The sequence below is a fragment of the Lacinutrix sp. Bg11-31 genome, assembly GCF_002831665.1.
Classification (GTDB): Bacteria; Bacteroidota; Bacteroidia; order Flavobacteriales; family Flavobacteriaceae; genus Lacinutrix.
The window spans coordinates 704,639-728,007 of sequence record NZ_CP025118.1 but is presented as its reverse complement, the minus strand read 5'-3'; the positions used below and the strand labels follow the sequence as shown (position 1 = coordinate 728,007).

Annotated in this window: 25 protein-coding genes; 17 read left to right on the top strand and 8 right to left on the bottom strand. The window is 30.4% G+C overall.

All coding sequences use genetic code 11. The annotated features are described in order from the left end of the window. Nucleotides 1-9 precede the first annotated feature (9 nt). Both CW733_RS03405 and CW733_RS03400 read left to right on the top strand, forming a co-directional pair. On the top strand, nt 10-1,368 hold the full coding sequence (locus CW733_RS03405; RefSeq protein WP_100995708.1) for a DEAD/DEAH box helicase: 1,359 nt from the start codon (nt 10-12) through the stop codon (nt 1,366-1,368). Between the two features lie 150 nt (nt 1,369-1,518). Then, on the top strand, nt 1,519-2,109 hold the full coding sequence (locus tag CW733_RS03400) for a hypothetical protein (protein WP_100995706.1): 591 nt from the start codon (nt 1,519-1,521) through the stop codon (nt 2,107-2,109). A 58-nt stretch (nt 2,110-2,167) separates the two neighbouring features. Here the strand turns inward: CW733_RS03400 and CW733_RS03395 are convergent, their stop codons facing one another. Next, nucleotides 2,168-2,554 carry a MotA/TolQ/ExbB proton channel family protein gene (locus CW733_RS03395; protein WP_100995704.1) on the bottom strand — a complete coding sequence of 129 codons (387 nt, stop codon included), beginning with the start codon at nt 2,552-2,554 and terminating at the stop codon, nt 2,168-2,170. Nucleotides 2,555-2,745: 191 nt separating this feature from the next. Between CW733_RS03395 and CW733_RS03390 the strand changes: the two genes are divergently transcribed. Together CW733_RS03390 and CW733_RS03385 are read left to right on the top strand one after the other, a co-directional pair. Next, nucleotides 2,746-3,813 (top strand): sensor histidine kinase, encoded by a 1,068-nt coding sequence (locus CW733_RS03390; RefSeq protein ID WP_100995702.1) that lies wholly within the window; start codon nt 2,746-2,748, stop codon nt 3,811-3,813. Further along, nucleotides 3,806-4,516, top strand: a complete 711-nt coding sequence (locus tag CW733_RS03385) for a LytTR family DNA-binding domain-containing protein (protein ID WP_100995700.1) — start codon at nt 3,806-3,808, stop codon at nt 4,514-4,516. The genes CW733_RS03390 and CW733_RS03385 overlap by 8 nt, the downstream gene beginning before the upstream one ends. Before the next feature lie 63 nt (nt 4,517-4,579). On the opposite strand, the gene CW733_RS03380 is transcribed toward CW733_RS03385, so the two are convergent. The 6 genes from CW733_RS03380 to CW733_RS03355 form a co-directional block, all read right to left on the bottom strand. After that, on the bottom strand, nt 4,580-5,071 hold the full coding sequence (locus CW733_RS03380) for a nuclear transport factor 2 family protein (RefSeq protein WP_100995698.1): 492 nt from the start codon (nt 5,069-5,071) through the stop codon (nt 4,580-4,582). A 126-nt stretch (nt 5,072-5,197) separates the two neighbouring features. Further along, the gene (locus tag CW733_RS03375) at nt 5,198-5,779 is read right to left on the bottom strand and encodes a hypothetical protein (RefSeq protein ID WP_100995695.1); all 582 of its coding nucleotides are present in this window, start codon (nt 5,777-5,779) and stop codon (nt 5,198-5,200) included. 230 nt (nt 5,780-6,009) lie between these two features. Beyond that, the gene (gene fabV / locus CW733_RS03370; protein ID WP_100995693.1) at nt 6,010-7,200 is read right to left on the bottom strand and encodes an enoyl-ACP reductase FabV; all 1,191 of its coding nucleotides are present in this window, start codon (nt 7,198-7,200) and stop codon (nt 6,010-6,012) included. 3 nt (nt 7,201-7,203) lie between these two features. Next, nucleotides 7,204-8,604 carry a dihydrolipoyl dehydrogenase gene (lpdA, locus tag CW733_RS03365; protein WP_100995691.1) on the bottom strand — a complete coding sequence of 467 codons (1,401 nt, stop codon included), beginning with the start codon at nt 8,602-8,604 and terminating at the stop codon, nt 7,204-7,206. Between the two features lie 108 nt (nt 8,605-8,712). Next, a complete protein-coding gene (locus CW733_RS03360; protein WP_100995689.1) occupies nt 8,713-9,342 on the bottom strand; it encodes a CPBP family intramembrane glutamic endopeptidase in 630 nt (209 codons plus the stop codon). 13 nt (nt 9,343-9,355) lie between these two features. Further along, entirely contained in the window at nt 9,356-9,814 is a 459-nt protein-coding gene (locus CW733_RS03355) for an Lrp/AsnC family transcriptional regulator (RefSeq protein WP_055436985.1), read from the bottom strand. A gap of 178 nt (nt 9,815-9,992) precedes the next feature. On the opposite strand from CW733_RS03355, the gene CW733_RS03350 reads away from it, so the two are divergent. The 8 genes from CW733_RS03350 to CW733_RS03315 all read left to right on the top strand — a co-directional run bounded on the left by CW733_RS03350 (nt 9,993) and on the right by CW733_RS03315 (nt 17,945). Further along, a complete protein-coding gene (locus tag CW733_RS03350; RefSeq protein WP_100995686.1) occupies nt 9,993-11,207 on the top strand; it encodes an aminotransferase class I/II-fold pyridoxal phosphate-dependent enzyme in 1,215 nt (404 codons plus the stop codon). A gap of 25 nt (nt 11,208-11,232) precedes the next feature. Next, complete coding sequence (locus CW733_RS03345) at nt 11,233-11,889, top strand: MarC family protein (protein WP_100995684.1); 657 nt, start codon at nt 11,233-11,235, stop codon at nt 11,887-11,889. A 747-nt stretch (nt 11,890-12,636) separates the two neighbouring features. Further along, nucleotides 12,637-14,106 carry a Na+/H+ antiporter NhaC family protein gene (locus tag CW733_RS03340; protein ID WP_100995682.1) on the top strand — a complete coding sequence of 490 codons (1,470 nt, stop codon included), beginning with the start codon at nt 12,637-12,639 and terminating at the stop codon, nt 14,104-14,106. Nucleotides 14,107-14,250: 144 nt separating this feature from the next. Continuing rightward, complete coding sequence (locus tag CW733_RS03335) at nt 14,251-14,895, top strand: peroxiredoxin (protein WP_100995680.1); 645 nt, start codon at nt 14,251-14,253, stop codon at nt 14,893-14,895. A 6-nt stretch (nt 14,896-14,901) separates the two neighbouring features. Beyond that, nucleotides 14,902-15,210: a co-chaperone YbbN gene (locus CW733_RS03330; RefSeq protein WP_100995677.1), complete on the top strand. Its 309-nt coding sequence runs from the start codon at nt 14,902-14,904 to the stop codon at nt 15,208-15,210. A 111-nt stretch (nt 15,211-15,321) separates the two neighbouring features. Beyond that, entirely contained in the window at nt 15,322-15,579 is a 258-nt protein-coding gene (locus CW733_RS03325; RefSeq protein ID WP_100995675.1) for a hypothetical protein, read from the top strand. A gap of 279 nt (nt 15,580-15,858) precedes the next feature. Continuing rightward, nucleotides 15,859-16,233 (top strand): hypothetical protein, encoded by a 375-nt coding sequence (locus CW733_RS03320; protein WP_100995673.1) that lies wholly within the window; start codon nt 15,859-15,861, stop codon nt 16,231-16,233. Nucleotides 16,234-16,235: 2 nt separating this feature from the next. Next, the gene (locus CW733_RS03315) at nt 16,236-17,945 is read left to right on the top strand and encodes an AarF/UbiB family protein (protein ID WP_100995671.1); all 1,710 of its coding nucleotides are present in this window, start codon (nt 16,236-16,238) and stop codon (nt 17,943-17,945) included. A 114-nt stretch (nt 17,946-18,059) separates the two neighbouring features. Here CW733_RS03315 and CW733_RS03310 read toward each other — a convergent pair whose 3' ends face one another. Further along, on the bottom strand, nt 18,060-18,659 hold the full coding sequence (locus CW733_RS03310; protein WP_100995669.1) for a DNA replication initiation control protein YabA: 600 nt from the start codon (nt 18,657-18,659) through the stop codon (nt 18,060-18,062). A 139-nt stretch (nt 18,660-18,798) separates the two neighbouring features. Here CW733_RS03310 and CW733_RS03305 point away from each other — a divergent pair, with 139 nt between their 5' ends. The 5 genes from CW733_RS03305 (at nt 18,799) to CW733_RS03285 (ending at nt 23,237) form a co-directional block, all read left to right on the top strand. Beyond that, complete coding sequence (locus CW733_RS03305; protein ID WP_100995667.1) at nt 18,799-18,978, top strand: hypothetical protein; 180 nt, start codon at nt 18,799-18,801, stop codon at nt 18,976-18,978. A gap of 329 nt (nt 18,979-19,307) precedes the next feature. Further along, nucleotides 19,308-19,571, top strand: coding sequence for a hypothetical protein (locus tag CW733_RS03300; RefSeq protein WP_100995665.1), 264 nt, complete (start codon nt 19,308-19,310; stop codon nt 19,569-19,571). A gap of 305 nt (nt 19,572-19,876) precedes the next feature. After that, nucleotides 19,877-20,944, top strand: a complete 1,068-nt coding sequence (locus tag CW733_RS03295; protein ID WP_198520103.1) for an ABC-three component system protein — start codon at nt 19,877-19,879, stop codon at nt 20,942-20,944. Beyond that, nucleotides 20,944-21,426, top strand: a complete 483-nt coding sequence (locus CW733_RS03290) for an ABC-three component system middle component 2 (RefSeq protein ID WP_157811530.1) — start codon at nt 20,944-20,946, stop codon at nt 21,424-21,426. The genes CW733_RS03295 and CW733_RS03290 overlap by 1 nt, the downstream gene beginning before the upstream one ends. Then, complete coding sequence (locus tag CW733_RS03285; RefSeq protein ID WP_100995661.1) at nt 21,426-23,237, top strand: AAA family ATPase; 1,812 nt, start codon at nt 21,426-21,428, stop codon at nt 23,235-23,237. Before CW733_RS03290 ends, CW733_RS03285 begins: the two co-directional genes overlap by 1 nt. The last annotated feature ends 132 nt before the right edge of the window (nt 23,238-23,369 follow it).

Sequence of the window (23,369 nt, the reverse complement as noted above, 5' to 3'; positions counted from 1 at the left end):
TAACATGCTTTGACTTTTAGAGATTTAAACTTAAATACACCATTATATAACGCGCTTGACGATTTAGGCTTTACAACGCCTACACCTATTCAAGCCGAAGCTTTTAGCGTTGTTGCCAGCGGAAAAGATATGGTTGGAATTGCGCAAACTGGAACCGGGAAAACCTTTGGTTATATGCTTCCAGTGCTTAAAAACTTACCGTTTTCTAAACAAGAGAACCCAAGAGTATTGGTTTTAGTACCTACTCGAGAGCTTGTTGTACAAGTGGTAGACGAGATAGAAAAGCTAACAAAATACATAAACACACGTGTTTTAGGTGTTTATGGTGGTACAAATATTAATACTCAAAAAAGAGCTATTGCTGAAGGTATTGATATTTTAGTTGCGACTCCTGGTCGTATGTACGATTTAGCTTTAAGTCATGTTTTAAATTTAAAATCTATTCAAAAATTAATTATCGATGAAGTAGATGTCATGTTAGACTTAGGTTTTAGACATCAATTAATTAATATTTTTGACCTTCTACCAGAACGTCGTCAAAATATTATGTTCTCTGCAACCATGACTCATGATGTAGATGCATTAATTACAGATTTCTTTAAATCTCCAGAAAAAGTATCGATTGCAACTTCTGGAACTCCTTTAGAGAATATTAAACAAACACGTTATAAAGTTCCTAATTTCTATACGAAGTTAAATTTACTAAAACATTTACTTCGAGATGAAGAAACTTATAATAAAGTCTTAATTTTTGTTGCTTACAAAAAGATGGCAGATCGCCTTTTTGAAGCTCTAGAAGAAGAATACAACGATGAACTTTGTGTTATACACTCTAACAAAACGCAAAATTATAGATTGCGTAGTATCGAGCAATTTCGTGAAGGTATTAATAGAATTCTAGTGGCTACAGATGTTATGGCTCGTGGTTTGGATATTGATAATGTAACGCATGTTATAAATTTTGACACTCCAGATTTTCCAGAAAACTACATGCATAGAATTGGTAGAACTGGTCGTGCAGAACGAGAAGGACAGGCTCATGTTTTTACTACAGAAAAAGATGAACACGCTATAGATGACATCGAAGCATTAATGCAGATGACTATTACTGTTGCAGAATTACCTTCTGAAGTTGAGATTTCTAAAGAGTTAATTGAAGAAGAAAGACCTCAAATTAAAGAACACAATAACCCGCACAAAAGACTAAAAGACGAAGATGCTCCAGGTCCTGCTTTTCATGATAAATCTGAAAAGAATTCTAAAGAAAATAAAGGTGGATCTTATAAGTTTAAAATTGCTGCTAAGTATAAAAAACCAAAAACTAGAGGAGATAAGAATTATCAGAAATTTAATAAGAATAAGAAGTAGGCTTAATTAACACTAGGCTTAATTGGCTTTTGAATAGTTGTAAATACTTTTTTGATTTCTTCTTTAAGTTCTATTTTAAGTGTAATGTCTTTCAGTATAAAATATTATCTTTAGTTTTTCGTTTGTTATAAAACGCACTAAACCTAATTAATGTCTTCTGCTATTTTTAATTTACTGCCAAACCTACAACCGTTTCATCATGAGACGCATTATGAGGATTTGTTTTTAAATCAGCATTGGGTTTTGGTAAATGGTATCTCTAAAAAAAAAGCTATTTATGTTTTTAAAGATGAGAACACTCTTCATATTTCTGAAAGTAAAACTACCACAGAAACGTCATGGTGTATTGAAAAAAAGAATACATTTTCTATTGTAACCGAAGATGGAGAAACCACAGTAAAAGCCTATTTTAAAGATCATGACGTTTTAATACTTAATAGATTACAAACGGACGATTGTGCTATTTTTATTAATGAGAGTAGCTATTCTGAGTCTTTAAATTCGTTAGAAGATGTACAACAGTTTCTACATGAAAAATACAAGAATAAAGCTAGCGATATAATTCACGACCACGAGTTTTACTACATAGAAAAATCTAAAGAGTTTGGTCCTTTTACTGTTGAAGAATTAACCAAAAAGGTTAAAGATGAAACTATTAGTCCTTTCTGTTTTGTTAGAGACGTAAACGAACACGACTATAGTAATCGTTTACGCATTAAGGATTTAATAAGAGAATTGTAATAAAAAAAGAGTAACCAAATATTTTAGATTACTCTTTTTTCTTATAAATTTCAAACTCTTATTTTTTAATAGCGCTTCTTAACACTAGTATTCCAACTCTAGCAACAACAAAAGAAAACAACCCAAAAGTAGCCGTTAATAAAGATACTTTAAGTCCACCTGCAAATATATTAGGATCTACATTGCCCATAGATTGAATAGAATCGAAAGCTGTAATTAAACCAATAACAGAACCTAAAAAGCCTAAAACTAAGCCTAAAAGACTAGAATCTACAGTCAGTTTTATCATTTTAATAGAAACTGCTTCATTAGCTTTAAGGCTTAAAAAGCCTTTAATAATAAAGAAAATGGAAAGTAATAAGCAAATTAAAATAAGAGACATAAATACTGGTCCACCTTCCACAAAAGGATTAATTACTAGAAACTTTGAGGATACTACATTCATAATTGTTAGTGTTTTGATTAATATATTTCAAAATTACTTTAGATTTCAGCTTTAAAAAATTAAAAGCGATAGACTACCAAATTAGTAACCGATTCTACAAAATGCTAAAACAATTGCTAAATCCGTCATTCGTCTACAAATTGTAAATCTCGAATAAAAATATACTATTATTGTAATACAATTTACAAATAATGCTAAAAAAGGAATTCATCTTAAAAAAACTAGGACAAGTACTACTACATGTTCTATTCTGGCTTGGTGTGCTCTTTTTTTACACTTATTTTTTTGGTGTTGGTAGTACAGATTTTAATCAAACACTATATTTTTCTTTGTTCTTAATGCCAATTACAATAACAACAACTTATGTTTCAATTTATAAATTAATACCAGAGTATTTAATTACAAAACAGTATTTCCGTTTTGGCTTGTATAGTTTGTATACTTTAATAATATCTGGTTATTTAATTTTTGTTTCTATCTTTTTTAGCTTGATTTTCTTGTCAAATTTCGAATACAACAAAATGAGCCCAATAAGCAAAAACTTGCTCTTTGTAATGACAGGTGTTTATCTTGTGGTTATTATTGTTAGCGCTTTTAAATTATTAAAATTGAATTTAAAAAACAGTGAGAAAGCAAATGTTTTAGAAACTAAGATACTAGAAACACAGCTAAAATTAAAAGAACAAGAATTGAATTACTTAAAAATGCAAATTCATCCGCATTTCTTGTTTAACACATTAAATACAATGTATGGTTTCGCTTTAAAAAAAGCAGATGAAACACCAGAAATGATACTAAAACTGTCTAACCTATTAGACTACCTACTCTACCAAACAGATAAACCATTTGTAAGTTTAACCGAAGAAATAAACCATATAAAAGACTATATCGCACTAGAACAATTACGTTTTAATGACACATTAGCTGTTTCTTTTATTTCTAAAAACATTAAAGAAACCACCAACATATCTCCAATGTTATTAATGCCTTTTGTAGAGAATAGTTTTAAACATGGCTTTATACAAAATGGCGCATTAAAAGTAGATATTACTATTTCTTGTGAAGCTGAAAACTTAAGATTTTACATAAAAAACACGTCACAAAAGCAAACTAATAGTGAAAATGGTATTGGTTTAGAAAACATAAAAAAACGATTAGAATTACTTTACAAAGACAAATACACGCTTGATATTAATGATAATGAAACTACTTTTGAAGTTGTATTAAAACTTAACACAAAAACCTTAAAAAATGCATAAACAAATCTCTTGTCTTATTGTTGATGACGAAGCTATTGCAAGAGAAATAATTGCAACACATTTATCTAAAATAGATAATATTAAAATTGTAAAAAGTTGCAGCAATGCAGTTGATGCTTTTAATTGTATTAATGCTAGTAAAATTGACTTGGTTTTTTTAGATATTAATATGCCAGAAATTTCAGGGATAGCTTTTGCAAAGTCCATAAACAAAGACATTAAAGTAATATTTACCACTGCGTATAGAGATTATGCTGTGGAAGGTTTCGAATTACAAGCTGTAGATTATTTATTAAAACCAATAGCTTTTGAGCGTTTATTAAAAGCCGTAAACACTTATTTTGATGTTTACAACACAAAAGAAATAGAAACAAGTAAAACTGAAGAAGCAAACGATTTTATGTTTGTACGCTCAGATAGACGCATGCTTAAAATTGATTTTTATGCTATTGTTTACATTGAAAGCTATAGCGATTATATAAAAATTCATTTAACAAATGAAACTATAGTTACTCGTGAGACTATTAGTGCTATTCAAGCCAAATTACCAAAGCAGCAATTTATGCGTATTCATCGTTCTTATATTATTTCTATAAAACATATTGGGTCTTTTACAAACGAGCATATTACAATTGATAAAAAAGCGTTACCAATTAGTAGGAGTTATAAAAAGGAGGTTTTAAAAGCTTTAGAAAAGTATTGATTTGTCTTCACAGTCTTTCGCAGTAATGATAAAAAAATAAATTTTAAAACTATTAGATCGTTACTAATGCAAACTAACTACTCTAGACATTTTCCAAGAGTTATTTTCTTTTTTCCAAATAACTATAAATTTACTTGGTTTAGAGACTGCATCAGGTTCTTGATTATTAAAAAAGGTATGATACCCAATTTGAACTGCTCCATAATTATTTATTGGGTAAACTTCTACACTCCCTTCAACTAAAGTTCGTTTTACTTTTCCGCAAATATTATTTTTTAATGCTTCTAAAAAATCATCTTTAGAGGTCATTAAACCTCCTTTATCATGATAAAACTCAAAATTATCAGGAACCATTTCACTTTGTGTTTCTATATCACAGGTATTATAAGCATTAAAATACTTAGTATCTAAAGCTTTTATTGTATTGTATAATTCCTGGTCTTCAAGTACATATTCATTTATAGAAACTGACTTGTCTTCTTCTTCCCTTTTACAAGAAAAAGCAACAGTTACAATTATTAAGTAAGTACAGATTTTAGTGATTGTAGTTTTCATTTTTGATTTGTTTGGTTATTGATTGATTAACTATATAGACACAATAAGTTTATAGTTGTTACAGTGTAAAGCAAAAAAAAAGGTGAATCTAATCGATTCACCTTTTTTTTTATACCGCTATTAATACTAATCTCTTTCAACAACTACTTCTTCTGTTTCTAAAAGATACTCCATAACAATTCTTTTCATTTTTAAAGCATCTTTGTGGTTCATTTCAAAATCACGACGTTTTAATTTATGAGTTTTAGATAACCAATTTTTAAATTTAATATATGCGCTTTTTCTTTTGTTTTGATAAAGGTCGTAACCTTTGTTTTTTGCGCTTATTATTTTTAGAATTTTCCCATTAGAGACTATAAATGTTTTTTTACATTTATAAGGCATTTTGCCTAATAGCTTATCTAAATCTGAATAATAAGTAGAGTTAACAACTACTTTTTTACCTGTAGCGCTAACCACTTCTACTTCCTCGTAATCTTGCATAATATTACTCCAAGCATAATAATTAGAATACTCACGTTTACTCTTGGTTACTATTAATGTATTCCAATATTCACCAAAATTTTTATGTATAAGGTTTAGAGTTGCAATAGAATCTTTATTATTAAAGCTTTTTACATAATCTTCGACAAGTGCAACGTTTTTATTTTGCGAATTGCTAAAAGATAAAAAAAAGCAAAAAACAAGTGCTAGGTAGGAAGTTTTCATAATGCTAGTATATTAGATTTGGGATTATAAATATATTTAAAAACCCGATTAAAACCTATTATAATCGACAAAACGCACTTTGTTTTAACATATCACTATTAAATCAATTAAGTTGAAAATATAAAACAACACACAATTATTCTTGTTATATTAAAATGAAAATTACTTTTTAAAACAAAAAAAAAGCGAACTTATATAAGTTCGCTTTTAATACTGTATGTGTTGTAAAGCTATGCTGTTATACTTGGTACATTAACCATTTCGTCAACATCTTTATCGTAATCAATACCTTCTACTTTAAAACCAAAAAGATTAAAGAAATCTGTTTCATAACCTTTTAAATCTCCTATTTCTGGTAAAGTTTCGGTTGTAGCTTGTTTCCAAAGCTCTAAAACTTTTGCTTGAATATCATCACGCATTTCCCAATCGTCAATTCTAATTCTTCCTGCGTCGTCTAAAGGTGTGTTTTCAGAATATAAACGTGCGTTAAACAAACGTTCTATTTGCTCAATACAACCTTCGTGAATACCTTCTGCTTTCATTACTTTATATAATAATGATATATATAATGGTATCACTGGAATAGCAGAACTAGCCTGTGTTACTAATGCTTTATTGACAGACACATAAGCTTGACCGTTGATGTCTTTTAAAGCATCTGTAATCTTAAATGCAGTCGCCTCTAAATCGTCTTTTGCACGACCAATTGTTCCTTTTCTGTAAACTGCTTCAGTTAATGATGGACCAATATATGAGTAAGCAACTGTTTTAAAATCTTTAGATAAAACACCTGCTGCTTTAAGTTGGTCTATCCACATTTGCCAATCTTCACCTCCCATTACAGCAACAGTATTATCAATCTCCTCTTCTGTACATGGTCCTATTGTTACCTCTTTAACTTCACCTGTATGAAAATCTACGGTGTTATCTGTGAATGTAGTACCAATTGGTTTTAAAACCGATTTAAAACGCACTCCAGAATCTGGATGCGTACGTACTGGTGAAGCTAAACTATAAACCAATAAATCTATTTCTCCTAAATCCTTTTTGATTAGGTCAATAGTTTCAGTTTTTATAGCATTAGAAAATGCATCTCCATTTATACTTTTAGCATATAATCCATCTTTATTGGCTTGAGCCTCGAAAGCAGCACTATTGTACCAGCCTGGTGATGCTGGACGACCTGCTGTTGGTGGCTTCTCGAAAAAAGCACCAATGGTTGCAGCGTTAGATCCATAAGCACTTGTAATACGTGATGCCAATCCAAATCCTGTAGATGCACCAATGACTAATACTTTTTTAGGACCTTCTGTAACTGGTCTTTCCTTTATATATTCTATTTGGTTTATTACGTTTTGCTCACAACCTTTTGGGTGTGATGTTAAACATATAAATCCTCTTGTTTTTGGTTCTATTATCATATTTTATACGTGTAAAGCGCGATCTTCTGTTGCTGCTAAAGCTGCTTCTTTTACTGCTTCTGCAAATGTTGGATGTGCATGAGACATACGCGAAATATCTTCTGCACTTGCTCTAAATTCCATAGCAACTACTGCTTCTGCTATTAAGTCTGCACAACGTGCACCAATCATGTGTACACCTAGAACTTCGTCTGTTTTCTCATCGGCTAATATTTTTACAAATCCGTCGATATCTCCACTTGCTCTTGCTCTACCTAAAGCTCTAAAAGGAAACTGTCCTGCTTTATAAGCAACACCTTCTGCTTTTAATTCTTCTTCAGTTTTACCAACTGCAGCAACTTCTGGCCAAGTATAAACAACACCTGGAATTAAGTTATAATCGATATGCGGTTTTTGTCCTGCTAAAGTTTCGGCGACAAAAACACCTTCTTCTTCAGCTTTGTGTGCTAACATAGCTCCTTTAACAACATCACCAATGGCATAAATATTAGAAACATTTGTTTGTAAATGTTCGTTTGTTTCTACTTGTCCGCGATCTGTTAACTTAACACCAGCAGCTTCAAGGTTTAAACCATCTGTATATGGATTACGCCCTACAGAAACTAAACAATAGTCTCCCTTAAACGCTACTACTTCACCTTTTTTATTTTCTGCTTTAACGATAACTTCGTCTCCATTACGCTCTACAGATTGTACTTTGTGAGACAGCATCATTTTACATTTTGCTTTTTTAAAGACCTTATTAAGTTCTTTAGATAAGCCTGCATCCATTGTTGGAAGAATGCGATCCATATATTCAATAACAGTAACTTCTGCTCCTAAACGACGGTACACTTGACCTAATTCTAAACCAATAACACCTCCACCAATTATAATTAAATGCTTAGGGATTTCTTTAAGTTTTAAAGCTTCGGTAGATGTTATTACACGTTCTTTATCTAAAGTAATAAATGGTAAGCTAGATGGTTTAGATCCTGTAGCGATAATACTATGTGTAGCTTCAATCTCTGTAGTCTCTTCTCCTGTAATTGTTATGTGTGTAGCGTCTTTAAAACTACCAACACCTGTAAAAACGTCGATTTTGTTTTTCTTCATTAAAAAGTCAATACCTCCTGTTGTTTGGTCTACAACTGCTTGCTTACGACCAATCATTTTTTCTAGGTTTACTTTTATCTCTCCAGGTATTTCAATACCGTGATCTTCGAAATGTTTTGTAGCTTCCTCGTAATGGTGAGAAGAACTTAACAATGCTTTACTAGGAATACAACCAACGTTTAAGCAGGTGCCTCCTAAGGTTGAATATTTTTCAATTATTGCTGTTTTCATACCTAGTTGTGCGCAACGTATTGCTGCTACATATCCTCCAGGTCCAGAACCAATTATGGCTACATCATATTTACTCATAAAAAATGTTTTTGTATAGTTTTCCGCTTTTGCGAAAATGACAAATTTAATATTATAACAAAAGTACAATTTTGATTTGTGACAAACCAACGACTATCAATTATTTTTTTAACTTGGAAAACCAAGCATTTCTCCCATGCCAACAGTAAATAACCAACAACCATAAATGGCATGTTCTATAGATACTAAGAGTGTTGATTTTGTCTTCTTATAAGTGAAAGCAAAAAGTAATCCACCAAAAAAGGTTAAGGCGATTACTAAGGTATTTCTAAAAAACAAATGTGCTAAAGAAAACACAACAGCATTTATAAAAATGAATAGTTTTTTATTCTGAAATAAATTCTCGTAACGTTGAAAGTAAAAGGTTCTAAATATTAATTCTTGCGGATAAACCGAAAAAGCTGAATACACAAATAGTAAAACCAACCACATTAAAGGCTTATTTATTAACACTTTAAACAGACTTGCTTTGTCTAAAAAGTAGACTAAGGCTATTGTAATAAAAGCGATACCAACTAATTTTATTAAAGTATCACGAAAAAACCGCGACCAATTAATATTCTTTGCAATTCTGAATTTATTTTTCTGAATTTTTAATAATACATATATTATGTAAACAAAGCCTGTTAAAGCTATAATTCCCTTTATCCAAAACGGAAAATCTATTGTAAAACTTATAGGAGTTACAATAAATATTAAAAAGAATTCTATAAGCTTATATCTTATTGACTGAAACATAATTATTAAAAATTTAAACTGAAATAGCAGTAGTATGCTTTACTTCGTTAATCATGAACATACTATGTGTGCTTCCAATATGATTAATGTTGGTTAGTTTATTTACCATGAACTCTCTAAAAGCCTCCATGTCCTTTACTAGAACTTTTAACAAGTAATCGTAATCTCCACTAATGTGAAAACATTCTAGAACCTCGTCTAATTCGGTTACCTCCTTTTCAAACTTCATTACATAAGCTTGAGAATGCTTTTCTAACTTAATGTGACAAAAAGCAACAAACGATTTTTCTATGGCTTCTTTTTTAATTAAAGCTACATATTTATCTATTACACCATTATTTTCAAGCTTTTTAATACGCTCGTAAACTGCTGTTATAGATAAGTTTAATTTATTAGAAAGTTCTTTATTAGTCTGTTTACAATCTTCTTGTAGTAATTGAATTAGTTTGGTGTCTATAGCATCAAAAGTCATAATCGAAAAATTTTCAGTTGTACTGGCAAATTTTAAATAAAATATTAAAAATAAACCATAATAATGTAAATATTCAGTTTTAACAACTGAATTTAAACAAATCTATTGATTATTAGTCTAAAATAGATCAATTTTACATGATAATAATCATATATACTAATTTTTTATATACAAAGCTATGAAATTTAAACCAGCAAATAATATTCAGGACTTACAATATTTTGGAGAGTTTGGAGGCGTAAATCCTTCAATTTCAGACTCCTCTACTTACACCTTTATATCTGCAAAAACAATGCAAGATACTTTTGAAGGTAATGCAGATGGTTGTTATTTATATTCAAGACATACAACACCTTCTAACCTATATTTAAGCCAAGCTTTAGCAGCAATGGAAGGCACAGAATCTGCTAATGTTACAGCTTCTGGAATGGGTGCAATTACACCTGTAATTTTACAACTTTGTGATGCTGGAGATCACGTAGTTTCTAGTAGAACTATTTATGGAGGTACTTATGCTTTTCTAAAAAACTTTACACCTCGCCTAAATATTACAACATCTTTTGTAGACATTACAAAATTAGATATTGTTGAAGCTGCTATTACTCCAAACACAAAGGTTTTATACTGCGAATCTGTTAGTAACCCATTACTAGAAGTTGCAGATATAGAAGGTTTAGCTAAACTTGCTAAAAAGCATAATTTAAAGTTAGTTGTAGATAATACATTCTCTCCTTTATCGGTTTCTCCTGCTGTTTTAGGTGCAGATATAGTAATACATAGTTTAACAAAATTCATTAATGGATCTAGTGATACCGTTGGTGGTGTAGTTTGTGGAACACAAGAATTTATAGACAGCTTAAAAAGTGTAAATGATGGTGCTTGTATGCTTTTAGGTTCTACAATGGATAGTTTACGTGCTGCTTCTGTTCTTAAAAACTTAAGGACATTACATATTAGAATGCAACAACACAGTTATAATGCTACTTTTTTAGCCGAGAAATTTCAAGATTTAGGTATAAAAACAGTATATCCAGGTTTAGCATCGCATCCTTCTCATGAGTTATTTAAAACAATGATGAACGAAAAATACGGATTTGGTGGTATGCTTACTATAGATACTGGTTCTCTTGAAAACGCAAATGCTTTAATGGAGTTAATGCAAGAGAAAAACTTAGGTTATTTAGCAGTAAGTTTAGGGTTCTACAAAACATTATTTAGCGCTCCTGGAAGTTCTACTTCTTCAGAAATCCCTGAAGATGAACAAAAAGAAATGGGATTAAGCGATGGATTGATTCGTTTTTCTATTGGATTAGATGCAGATATAGAACGTACTTTTGATATGATGAGAGCATGCATGTTAGAAGTTGGTGTTCTACAAACTGAAATGGCATAATTAAACTAACAACTTAATAAGTACAATGAACGAAGTAATAGCTTTCGGAATCCTATCATTCACCTCTTTTTTTACACTGATAAATCCTTTTGGCACTATGCCAATATTCATGACGATGACTGCAGACTTAGATAAAAGTCATAGAACTAAAACTGCACAAAAAGCGTCGATAGTATCTTTTATTACTATAATAATATTTGCCTTTTCTGGGCAAGTATTATTTAATTTCTTTGGCATCTCTGTAAACAGTTTTAGAGTTGTTGGAGGTGTTATCTTTTTTTTAATGGGAATGGATATGCTTCAAGCACGCTTAGGCAAAGTAAAATTGAAAGAATCGGAAATTAAAACATACGTCGATGATATTTCTGTAACGCCTTTAGCAATCCCAATGATATGTGGACCAGGAGCACTAACCAATGCCATAGTAATGATGGAGGATGCCCATTCAATAGAAAAAAAAATCATCCTAATTCTTGCTGTAGTAGCAGTTATATCTGTAACTTATATTATTCTATATAGTTCTACAAAAATTATTAAAATTCTTGGTCAAACAGGAATAAATGTCATGATGCGTTTAATGGGTTTAATAGTAATGGTAATAGCTGTAGAATTCTTTTTTAGCGGTCTCAAACCAATTATTTTAGATATTCTAAATAATCAAGCAACTAGTATTCTCACTTAAAGAACTGACAGTCGCATAATTTAAAATAATTAAATACTAAAAAGCCTGAACATAATAAATGTTCAGGCTTTTTATATTTATGTAATAAGTGACTACTTATTTAAAAGTACTTCTATTTTAAGTAGCCTATATTCTAAATTCTTAATTTTTTCATCTTAATATTCTTTAGTAGTATCAGTATCTTGAGACTTTATCTTTTTATTTAATTGTGTAATGTATAAAAATTACTCTTCTAAATTTTAAAGTGAAGACAAAGACAATTCGCTTAAATCAACTTTAAATTAGTTATTTTTAATTTCGCATAAGATTTTACACCTGGAAGGTGTATTATTTGCTTTTGCAAAAGCTTCCGTTTACCCAATAGACTTGAATTTATATTCTGAATTAATTCCAGATTCTCCTGTAAAAAACTTCTCAAGAACTATACAAAGTTTTTTAAGTCTATATAATATAAACCTTAATCTTAATCTCTATCTTAATTCATAAACCGAACATAAAAGAACTCTAAACAGATAATAAAATAGCTTACCAAAAAGCACTTATAAATCTAGAATGACATCTCTAATGGCACCAAAAGGCAAAGCCTTATTTCCTGTTTTATTTATTAAAATTACTTCTCAAAAAGCTGCTCCTAAAACAATTTGAGTAAGTAAATCTATATAACCCGCTAATTTCCAGCATATACTTGAATTTGCATAACTTCTTCTAAAATCGTAACATTACATATCCAAAAAAAAACTAACTAACATGCAAGACGATAATCTTTCTGAAATTAATATTAATGATGACCAAAAAATAATTGAAAATAAAGAGCTTAACTTTTTTGAAGCCCTAATTCCTGTTATTATTTTAATGAGCTTACTAGCTTACAACATCTTTTTTGTTGAGGGTCAAGAATGGTTTGGTGCTTATACCAATCAAATTATTTTATTAATAGGAGGATTTGTTGCCATGATTGATGGTTTTTTTAACAAAGTACCTTTAATGATCATGATTAAAGAAGTCTGGGAAAACCTAAAAAGTGTTTTCGTGCCTTTAATGATACTATTTTTAGTTGGTGCTTTAGCAGGAACATGGCTAATTAGTGGTATTATTCCTGCCATGGTTTATTACGGTTTACAAGTATTAAATCCTTCAATATTTTTACCAGCCTCTGTAATTATTGCAGCTATTATTTCTATTGCAACTGGAAGCTCATGGACAACCTCTGCAACCGTTGGTATTGCACTAATTGGTATTGGTAGCGCACTTGGAATCCCAACAGGAATGATTGCTGGAGCTGTTATTTCTGGCGCTTACTTTGGAGATAAAATGTCGCCTTTAAGCGATACTACAAACCTTGCTCCTGCAATGGCTGGAACAGATTTGTTTACACATATTCGCTATATGACAATTACTACAGTACCTACAATTATAATTACATTAATCGTTTTTGCAATATTAAGTGCAACTATAGACACAACAGGAAGCGCAGATATTAGCGGCTTACTAGCAACTATGGATGCTACATTTAACATTACACCTTGGTTATTTGTTGTTCCATTAGTAGTTGTTGGATTAATTTTACTAAAAACAAAACCACTTATAGCTTTAGGTATTGGAGTTGCTTTAGCTGCCATTTTTGCTTTTATATTTCAGCCAGAAATTTTAAACGGATTAGCAGAAACTAAAATAGGAGCGATTACCACTGCTGTTTTAACAGATACTAGTATAGTTACCGATAACCCAAAATTAAACGATCTCTTTAGTTCTGGCGGAATGAGTGGCATGCTCTGGACCATCTATCTTATTTGTTGCGCTATGGTTTTTGGTGGTGTTATGGATGCTATTGGTGCTTTAGCTAGAATAACAAAAGCTTTACTGTCTGTAGCAACAACTGTTTTTGGACTATTTGCGAGTACTGTTTTAAGCTGTTTAGGTTTAAACGCTATTGCAAGCGACCAGTATTTAGCATTAGTAATTCCTGGTAAGATGTTTAAAAAAGCATATGAAGATAAAGGCCTTGCGCCTGAAAATTTAAGTAGAACACTTGAAGACTCTGGAACAGTAACCTCTGTATTAATACCTTGGAACACTTGTGGTGCATACCAATCTAGCGTTTTAGGCGTAGGTGTTAGTGAATACTTTGTGTATGCCGTTTTTAATTGGCTAAGTCCTTTTACAACACTTTTGTTTGCTGCACTTAATATTAAAATAAGACTACTCAAAGATAAATAACTAAAAATTATCGTTTTTTCCTTTTACTATAATCAAAATTTATAGCTTAATAAGATTTAAAGATTTTATTAAGCTATTTTTTTTGTCTTCTAATGTATCTTTGTAAACTGAAAACAATATAATAATTTATAAAATTTTATACCAATGGCAATAGTAGGAAAACAATTCCCAGATTTAAATGTGGATGCAATGAACGAAATGGGTGACACCTTTAAATTAAACGTTCTTGAAGAAGCAAAAAACAACAAGAAAAAAGTATTATTATTCTGGTACCCAAAAGATTTTACTTTTGTTTGCCCAACAGAATTACATGCTTTTGAAGCTGCTAAAGCAGAATTCGAAAAAAGAAACACAATTGTAATTGGCGCTTCTTGTGATACTCCAGAAGTTCACTTTGCATGGTTAAACACACCAAAAGACAATGGTGGAATTGAAGGTGTTACTTACCCAATTTTAGCAGATTCTAACCGTAACTTAGCAAATACTTTAGGTATTTTAGATATTACTAACGAGAAGTATAACGAAGAAACTGGTGTTGTAACCGTAGATGGAGACAACGTAACATACAGAGCAACTTACGTAATAGACGAAGATGGTGTTGTACAACACGAAGGTGTAAACAACATGCCAATTGGTAGAAACGTAAACGAATTTTTACGTATTATCGATGCATTAACGCACGTACAAGAAAAAGGTGAAGTATGTCCTGCAAACTGGGAAGAAGGAAAAGACGCAATGAGTGCTAATAGAACTGGTACTGCAGAGTATTTAGCAAACCACGTAAACTAATTAAACATGGTTCAAGAATTAAGTCAAGATAATTTAGCCGAAATTATTGCTAATAACGACACTGTTGTTGTGCAATATTCTGCAACATGGTGTGGTAACTGTCGTATTATGAAACCAAAGGTTAAGAAATTAGCTGGAGAGTTAGAAAATATAACATTTGTTATCGCTGACGCGGAAAAATTCCCGGAATCTAGAAAATTAGCTACTGTAGATAATTTACCAACGTTTGCTGCTTTTAAAGGTGGGAAATTTGTGAATCAAGTACAGACTAACAAATTCGACGTTTTAAAAGAATTAGTTAACGAAGTAGCATAAATAATATCATTTTCGCTTTCGCGGAAGTAATAAACGTCAGTTCGAGTGCATTCGATTTTTTATCGTATTTGTATCGAGAACACCAGTTTATTAAATAAAATAAAATTATCAATGAAATTACCAGTAATAAAACACCTTACACAATTTATAGAAGACAATGACGAAGACTACCTAGTCGAAACCATTGAAACTCTAGAAGCCTTAACCGAAGTACCATCTCTAAAAGATGAAGAACTAGACGTTATTGGAGAGCTAATTTCTAATATGTATGGTGCCATTGAAGTTAATAAAATGATTAAAGATGGTGCAACTAAAAAAGATGCAGTTAATGGTTTTATGAAACGTGTTTTAGGTTCTATTGATAAGTAATTAAAAAAGAAAAATTAGTAGTTATTAAAACCACTTTGCAAAAGCAAGGTGGTTTTTTTGTTTAAATTAATTACTAACTCTACTCGTAAAGCCCTAAGTATCTCCTGTAAGTTATTTGTTACAAATATCTATTACTTAACATAAATTAAAAACCCACAACTACCTCCTGTTTCAATCTTGAAAATACTTACTTAAAACCCATAGCTGATTTAAATCATATTTAAATACCGCTTATCATAATATATTGTGGTAAAAAGCGTAAACCAAATATGCAATATCATGAAAACTAAAACCTTACTAGAGCTCATTACTTTATCTTCCAGCCTTTATTTTTTAGCCAAAGACACCCATTTTATAGATAGATTGAATGATTTTTCTGAAAAAGGAAAAGAAAATCTTAATAAAATGGCTTCAGATTCTGAAGTTGATGAAAATGGTGAAGAGCTTGAATTCATGGATAAAATAATCCAGAAAACAAGCCAAGTAAGAGAAGAACTGGAGCATAAAATTGAAGAAGCAGTTGTTCAGTTTTACAAAAAAGTAAACATTGCTCATTTAGATAAAATTAAGGGATTAAATGAAAAATTAGACAAAGCAGACAAAGCTATTGCCTTATTAGAAGCACGTTTAAATCATATAGAAGCTAAAGAATAATTATGAATGGTTTCGCAGCAATTAAAAGTAAATACAAATCGGCCTCTAGATATAATCAAATTCTACGAGTTCTAATCAAATATGGATTTGAAGACCTTGTGCATTATCTTGAAAAAAGCAAGCGTTTTACCATAGTACAGCGTCTTATACCTCAAGCCTCTAGAAAGCAAGCAAAAATGCACTCTAAATGGGCAAAAATGCGATTGGTATGTGAAGAATTAGGTCCTACATTTGTAAAATTTGGTCAGATAATGAGTAGTCATCCAGACTTAATACCACTGGAGTTAGTACTAGAATTAGAAAAACTACAAGACAACGTACCACCAATGCTTGAAAATGAAGCAAAAGATATGGTAGAATCTGAATTAAAGGATAGCGTTAACAACTTATTTGCTTGGTTCGATGCTAAACCTTTTGCCTCTGCATCTATAGCGCAAGTACATATTGCAACCTTGCATTCTGGCGACCGTGTAGCTTTAAAAATACAACGTCCTGGCATTAAAAAAACCATTATAGAAGATATTAAAGTAATGTACACCATTGCCGAAGTACTTGAAAAACGCATACCATCTCTAAAAAGTTTTGATCCGCTTGGTTTAGTAAGAAACTTTGAAGCGTCTATTTTAAAAGAACTAGATTTTATTCACGAGTCTATAAATGTACAACGGTTTTATAATAACATTACAAAAGATGATGATAGCACACTATTTGCCCACGCACCAAAAGTGTATCAAAAATATACAACTGCTAAAGTTCTTGCTTTAGAATTTATAGATGGTATTAAAATTAACAAAATAGAGCTGCTAGAAGAGAAAGGTTTCGACTGTAAAATTATTGCAAGACGTTTAGCGAACAGCTACTTCAAACAAATTTTTGAATACGGTTTTTTTCACGCAGATCCGCATCCAGGCAATTTATTGGTGCTACCTAATGGTCATATTTGCTATTTAGATTTTGGTATGATGGGCAGCATTCTACCAAGAGATATTATAACATTTGGTCAGTTGTTTATGGCAATCACCAAAAAAGATGTGAAAAAAATTATTCGTGCCTTGCAACATTTATCAAGCAATACAGCGATATCTAATATGAGAGCTTTAGAATTTGATATTAGTGAGTTTGTTGAAAACCATTATGTTAGAGCGGTTCATAAAAATGAAATGAGCACTATCATGCTAGAACTAAAAGATATTATTATTGCTCACGGCTTAAAAGTACCTTCTCATTTTTTCCTTTTCGCAAGATCATTAGTTACAATTGAAGGTGTTATACAAAAACTAGATCCAGAACTAGATCAATTTGCAATGGTTCGTCCATATTTAATAAAAATTGTAGCCAAAAAATTTAATCCTGCCAGAATAGGAGAAAAAACGCTGAATTCGCTTTACGAGTTTGGTAACTATATGGAAGAATTTCCAAGAGATTTAAAAAATGCTATCAGAAAAATAAATAGCGGACAAGTAAAAGTAGATTTAACACACAAAGGTATCGACCCAATGGTTCATACCATGCAACGTGTAACAAAACAACTGGTTACTGCTTTTATAATGGCAGCCTTAATTATTGCTGCTTCGCTGTTTATTATTTCAGAAATAAAACCGTTATGGAAAGGCTATTCTATAATTGGTATTGTATGTGTAATAATAGCCATAATTTTGGCTTATGGAATGCTGCGTAATGTAAGTAAAGGCGATTACGACACTAAAGAATAAAGGTCTGCCCTATTCTACTTTAATACTTATTATTATTATTATTAAAGATTACTGTTTAAACCAATAAAAAAGCACAATGATTACATTGTGCTTTTTTAGGTTTTTAATTAAAAATTAAGGCTTAGTAAATGCCATTTTTAAATGGCTAAAAGCTTGTGAAACTTCACCTTGAAAGTGTTCCCATTTTGTTTCCTCTTTTTTAGAGTACTTAGTCTTGAATGTATTAATATAGTCATTAAATTCCTGCTTTCCTTTTTCAAAAGACGCTTTGGCATCACTCTTTTTATCTTTAAAATTGTCTTCCAAGACATCCAGATGGATCTTGAACTTTTCAATTTCCACAAGCACTAAAGCATACATATGGCTCATTTTTTTGTTGGTCTTAATCTTTACTTCAATATCATGAAGCAATAACAATAATTGTTTCTTTTGCTTAGCAAAAGCATCCTTTGTGTCTGCTTTTCCTAAAGCCAATTGCACACGAAGCTCATCAAACTTGGTATTTATATCGTCTATCTTTTCTTTACCAACTTCTATTTTAAATTTACTCTCGTGAATAAATAGATTAAACTTCTTTTTAGCTTCTTCATACTTATCCTGTGCTTCAGCTTTACCTAAAGCTGCTTGTACTCGAAATTCTTCAATCTCAATAGCGCTCTTTTTAAGTGCTTCAACAATTTTGTCTACAAATTTAGTGTGTTCCTTATTTTCCATAATAACTCAGGTTTTTAGTTTAAACCAAATATCATCATAAATATTAATGCTCAAAATGATAAATCTCAGTTGTACATAATTTTTATGTTTTTATACTGCTCGTTATCAATAACTTTACACTTTATTTAATAATGAAATTGTGGGTTTTAAATTAAAAGAATCCTTATTGCAACGTCATTATTTAGATATGTTTTATGGTTTAAAACAAGATTACACTATTAGTAAGTTTAAAAATGTATTAAGTTTTAATTATAAACCCTCAAAACAAGCCTTAGAAAATGCGCTTCGTTATTTAAAGCATTATTGGAATGCAAAATAAAGGTTGTATAAATTAGTTGTTGTTAAAACCACTTTATAAAAGCAAGGTGGTTTTTTTATACTTTTTTTCTTGCAATTGAGGATTCCCGTAAAATATATTAAATAGACGGTTGTAACTTGGCTGTTGTTGGAGAAAAATACGTAGTTCTACGTATTTTATTTGTGTAAGAAAAGGTATAGATTTGTTAAATACCAACTTACAGAATAACAATAACTAAAAATGGACTATAGCCTGATGTTCTTATTGGATAACGGAAATAAAAGTAATGATATAAATAGTTACCTGTAATTACGCAGCTCACTCAAAACTGAACAAAACCTGAATTTAATATGAAAAAAACAATTGGAGTAATAATAACAATCATTAGCTTTTTAATGAGTTGTTACAGCGTGCTTTTAATAACTGCATCTGAATTTGAAAAAGCAAATAGATATAATAAAAGCGATGAATTAAAAGCAATGGGAATTGGACTTTTAGTTTTGGGAGTTGTATTATTTACGGTTGGTTTGTTTTTAACAGCGTCTAAATCGAAAAAACAAAAAGCTATGGAAATGGAACTTTCCAATTTGAAATACGCAAAAGAGAATCAGTAAAAAATCCGAATTGAATATTGTGGAATTATTTACTCATATGCTGAATTTCACTCTATCGGAATTTAGCAAGTTTATGAAAACTGAACTGTGCGTGAATTGAGCCACTTTCGGAATTATTAACTCAATAGGAATTGAATTGCGGACAAAAAAACAGGAACTGAAAAGTAATAACTACAGGTAACAATGTATAAAAATAATTGCGGTTTAGTGCTTAATCAAAAGGTAGTTGCGTGTTTGCTACATCTGAATTTCCTGCGGAAATTCCTCGCACGCAAACCCGCAACTATTCTTATACCAAACCGTTAGTGATAAGCTTAAAAAAAATGGAATTCTACAAAACATCACATCAAGTCAATTACGGAAAGAGAATAATACCTCTTAAGATGATTGAGCATATGTCATTTGATGACTGGGAAGAGTTTATTGAAGAATGGATTGATTTAAAAAAAGTTGAATATTTAGACGGAGAAAGGTTTGGTGGAGCTGGTGATAAAGGAAGAGATGTTGTTGGTTATGTAACAGATAAAGATAAACCTAACTATACTTGGGATTGTTTTCAATGTAAGCATTATGACAATGCATTAACACCTACTCAAGTTTATAAAGAGTTTGGTAAAATTTTATATTACACATTTCAAAAAGAGTATCCAAAGCCTAGAAAATTCTATTTTGTTTCTCCTAAAGGTTGTGGAACTTCCCTTTCAAAATTACTACAAAATCCAATTGACTTAAAAGATGCCATAAAAACAAATTGGGCAAAGTATTGTGAAAACGGTATATCTAGTACACCTATTAAATTAGAAGGTAAATTACTCAATTGGATAGAAAGTTTTGATTTTTCAATTTTTACAAAAATTCATACTAAAAACATTTTAAAAGAACATAAAAAACATCCAAATCATAAAATTAGATTTGGTGGAGGATTACCTGAACGTGAAAAACTGGATATAAATACAATACCTGATACTATTAAAAGTTCTGAAACGACATATGTTAATCAACTATTATCTGCTTATAGTTCTGAAAGTAAAGAAAATTATAAAAATGTATCAAATTTAGATTCTAAAGAATTATATAAAAATCATTTTACACGAGCAAGAATGAGTTTTCATCATGCAGAACAGTTAAGGAATTTCACTAGAGATAACCTACCCATTGACACCTTTGATGATTTTCAAAAAGAAATATTTGAAGGTATTGTTGATATTGTAGAAGATATTCATTCGAATAGCTTCATAAAAGTAAAAGAAGTAGAAAAAGAAGCTAGTAAAGTAATAATTTCCTCAAACCCACTAAAGGACGTCAGCCTAATTTATGATAAAAAGGGAATTTGTCATCAGTTAGTTAATGATAATAAAATTAAATGGACATAATGGAAACTAAAAAAAACATAAATCCATTCAATAACAGTGTTGAATCTGGTCTTCGAATCTTAACTATATTAAATGAGGCATTTCCTAAATCTTTTGATTTACAAAACCTTGTTTATCTAGATTACCTAACAATACATTCAGCAGATATTGACAAAACAACTCAAAGCCTACACCCAGCAGTACCTTATCGTTCTGGTGAAATAATGATTAGAAGTTCAATTATACAAAAAGGATTAAATCTTTTTATAATAAAAAAATTAATTGAAAAACAATACAATATTAATGGTATAGAATATAAAGCAACTGAAAATGCAATGCCGTTTCTTGAATCACTTGAGGAAACATATTCAACAAAACTTCAAGAAAAGGCTAATTGGGCAGTTAGTAAATATTCAAAACACACAAAAAAAGAACTAAAAAGCATTATGACTCCAAGATTATCAGAAATAAGTAATGAGTTTAATATTGAAATTCTACAATAATGAAAGCAGGTTTTATATTAAAAGAGTTAAGACTAGTTGGAGAATCATTAAATAAAGCCAGTATAGTTTTCGAAAAAGGAGTTAATGTAATTACTGGACCTTCTAATGTAGGTAAGTCATATATTTTTCAATGTTTAAATTATATGTTTGGTGCCTCAAAACCACCTAAAGATATTAAAGAAGCGAGAGCGTATGAATCTATATATCTAGAAATAAGAGATAATAAGAATGAACCATTTACCTTATTAAGTGATTTAAAAGGAGGGAATTTTAAACTATATAATTCATCTATTGATGGTATCAAAGAAGCGGATGAATTTGAAACTCTTAATAGAAGACACAATCCAGCTAGTCAAAAAACAATTTCTGCTTTTTTATTAAAATTAAATAATTTATCAGGCAAAAAAATACGAACAAACAAAAGTGGCAAAACTAGACAGATTTCTTACAGAGATATTGTAAAATTTTCAATGGTTAATGAAACTAGAATAACTACAGAGGATTCTATAGTAGTACATAACGACAGAGATAAAACAATTGAATCTAGTGTCTTAAAGCTAATTGCTACTGGTAAAGATGATAGTAGCATAATTTCGCCACTTACTACTAATCAAATAGCAAATAGAAAAGGTAAATTAGAAATCTTAAAAGAATTTATAAGTGATAATACGAATGAATTAAAAGCTTACAAAGTTGAACCTTCATCGATGCTTATAGAAACTAACTCTAGTCTTGTAAAGCTAAGTAAAAAACACTCTAGTCTTCAAAAGCAATTTAATGAAATTGAAAATAAGCGAAAAGAAGACCTAAATATACTCTACAAGAAACAATCTCGAAAAAGAGTTATTGATGAATTATATAAAAGGTCAAATCTTTTAAAACTTCATTATCATTCTGACATTTCACGTTTAAAATCTACAACAGAAACAAGTATATTATTGAATGAAGAAAATCATTCAACTAATGGAACTTGTCCTCTTTGTAATGGAGAAATAGAAGAAGAGTGTTCAAGTGCAGAAATTAAGAAAATAATAGATTCTTGCAGTAAAGAAATACTAAAAGTTGAATCCTTGATTCAGGAATTAATTGAATCTGAAAAGGTTTTAAAAGAAGAAACCACTTCTCTTTCTCTAGAGGTATTGGATTTAGAAAAAAATATAGAAAAATCTACTTTAGAACTTGATAAAGGAGTTGGATTAGAAATGGGTTCAATAATTGAACAAATCAATAAACAAAATGAAAAGAAGAGTCATCTTCTTGGTGCTTTATATAAGTTTGAACAACTTAACAAATTCAAAGAAAAAGAAGAAAAATTAGAAAACTCTTTACCTATTTCTAGTTCTAAAGATTCATTTGAACATATTTCGACAGCCTCTTTAACTCCTCTTTCAAAATCAATGAAGTCAGTCCTTAAAGGTTATAATTACCTAAGATTAACAGATGTTAGCTATAGTGAAGAGCAAAACGATTTTGTAATATCAGGTGAAAACAGAAATCTGTTTGGAAAAGGTTATCGAGCAATTTTTTATTCTGCATTTATTTTAGCTTTACATGAGTTAGTAATTGCAAAAGATTATTCTATTGGCATTCCAATTTTAGACTCTCCATTGGTCTCATATAAAAAATCAGAAAATATTGGTGAAGAAAGGGTTAGTGATGACTTAGCTATGGATTTTTACAGATATATAGCTACTCAAACTGATTTAAAACAAATAATAGTAATTGAAAATGAAGAACCTCCAATAGATATAAAAGAAAACATAAATCATATAAAATACACAAGAGAAAATGGCTTTATACCTACGAAATAAAACTTACCACTTACCGCTAATAATGTGTAAAAAACATAGGGCGTTTATGCCAAACCGAAAGGTCTGTGTATTTTAGCAAAGTAATGAACCGAAACGATAGTGTTTATCAGCTGCCCTACGTTTCTTATACGA

Coding starts and splice junctions, on each gene's coding strand:
- CW733_RS03400 (WP_100995706.1), top strand. CDS start 1,519: ATGTCTTCTGCTATTTTTAATTTACTGCCAAACCTACAACCGTTTCAT.
- CW733_RS03395 (WP_100995704.1), bottom strand. CDS start 2,554: ATGAATGTAGTATCCTCAAAGTTTCTAGTAATTAATCCTTTTGTGGAA.
- CW733_RS03390 (WP_100995702.1), top strand. CDS start 2,746: ATGCTAAAAAAGGAATTCATCTTAAAAAAACTAGGACAAGTACTACTA.
- CW733_RS03385 (WP_100995700.1), top strand. CDS start 3,806: ATGCATAAACAAATCTCTTGTCTTATTGTTGATGACGAAGCTATTGCA.
- CW733_RS03380 (WP_100995698.1), bottom strand. CDS start 5,071: ATGAAAACTACAATCACTAAAATCTGTACTTACTTAATAATTGTAACT.
- CW733_RS03375 (WP_100995695.1), bottom strand. CDS start 5,779: ATGAAAACTTCCTACCTAGCACTTGTTTTTTGCTTTTTTTTATCTTTT.
- fabV (WP_100995693.1), bottom strand. CDS start 7,200: ATGATAATAGAACCAAAAACAAGAGGATTTATATGTTTAACATCACAC.
- lpdA (WP_100995691.1), bottom strand. CDS start 8,604: ATGAGTAAATATGATGTAGCCATAATTGGTTCTGGACCTGGAGGATAT.
- CW733_RS03360 (WP_100995689.1), bottom strand. CDS start 9,342: ATGTTTCAGTCAATAAGATATAAGCTTATAGAATTCTTTTTAATATTT.
- CW733_RS03355 (WP_055436985.1), bottom strand. CDS start 9,814: ATGACTTTTGATGCTATAGACACCAAACTAATTCAATTACTACAAGAA.
- CW733_RS03350 (WP_100995686.1), top strand. CDS start 9,993: ATGAAATTTAAACCAGCAAATAATATTCAGGACTTACAATATTTTGGA.
- CW733_RS03345 (WP_100995684.1), top strand. CDS start 11,233: ATGAACGAAGTAATAGCTTTCGGAATCCTATCATTCACCTCTTTTTTT.
- CW733_RS03340 (WP_100995682.1), top strand. CDS start 12,637: ATGCAAGACGATAATCTTTCTGAAATTAATATTAATGATGACCAAAAA.
- CW733_RS03335 (WP_100995680.1), top strand. CDS start 14,251: ATGGCAATAGTAGGAAAACAATTCCCAGATTTAAATGTGGATGCAATG.
- CW733_RS03330 (WP_100995677.1), top strand. CDS start 14,902: ATGGTTCAAGAATTAAGTCAAGATAATTTAGCCGAAATTATTGCTAAT.
- CW733_RS03325 (WP_100995675.1), top strand. CDS start 15,322: ATGAAATTACCAGTAATAAAACACCTTACACAATTTATAGAAGACAAT.
- CW733_RS03320 (WP_100995673.1), top strand. CDS start 15,859: ATGAAAACTAAAACCTTACTAGAGCTCATTACTTTATCTTCCAGCCTT.
- CW733_RS03315 (WP_100995671.1), top strand. CDS start 16,236: ATGAATGGTTTCGCAGCAATTAAAAGTAAATACAAATCGGCCTCTAGA.
- CW733_RS03310 (WP_100995669.1), bottom strand. CDS start 18,659: ATGGAAAATAAGGAACACACTAAATTTGTAGACAAAATTGTTGAAGCA.
- CW733_RS03300 (WP_100995665.1), top strand. CDS start 19,308: ATGAAAAAAACAATTGGAGTAATAATAACAATCATTAGCTTTTTAATG.
- CW733_RS03290 (WP_157811530.1), top strand. CDS start 20,944: ATGGAAACTAAAAAAAACATAAATCCATTCAATAACAGTGTTGAATCT.
- CW733_RS03285 (WP_100995661.1), top strand. CDS start 21,426: ATGAAAGCAGGTTTTATATTAAAAGAGTTAAGACTAGTTGGAGAATCA.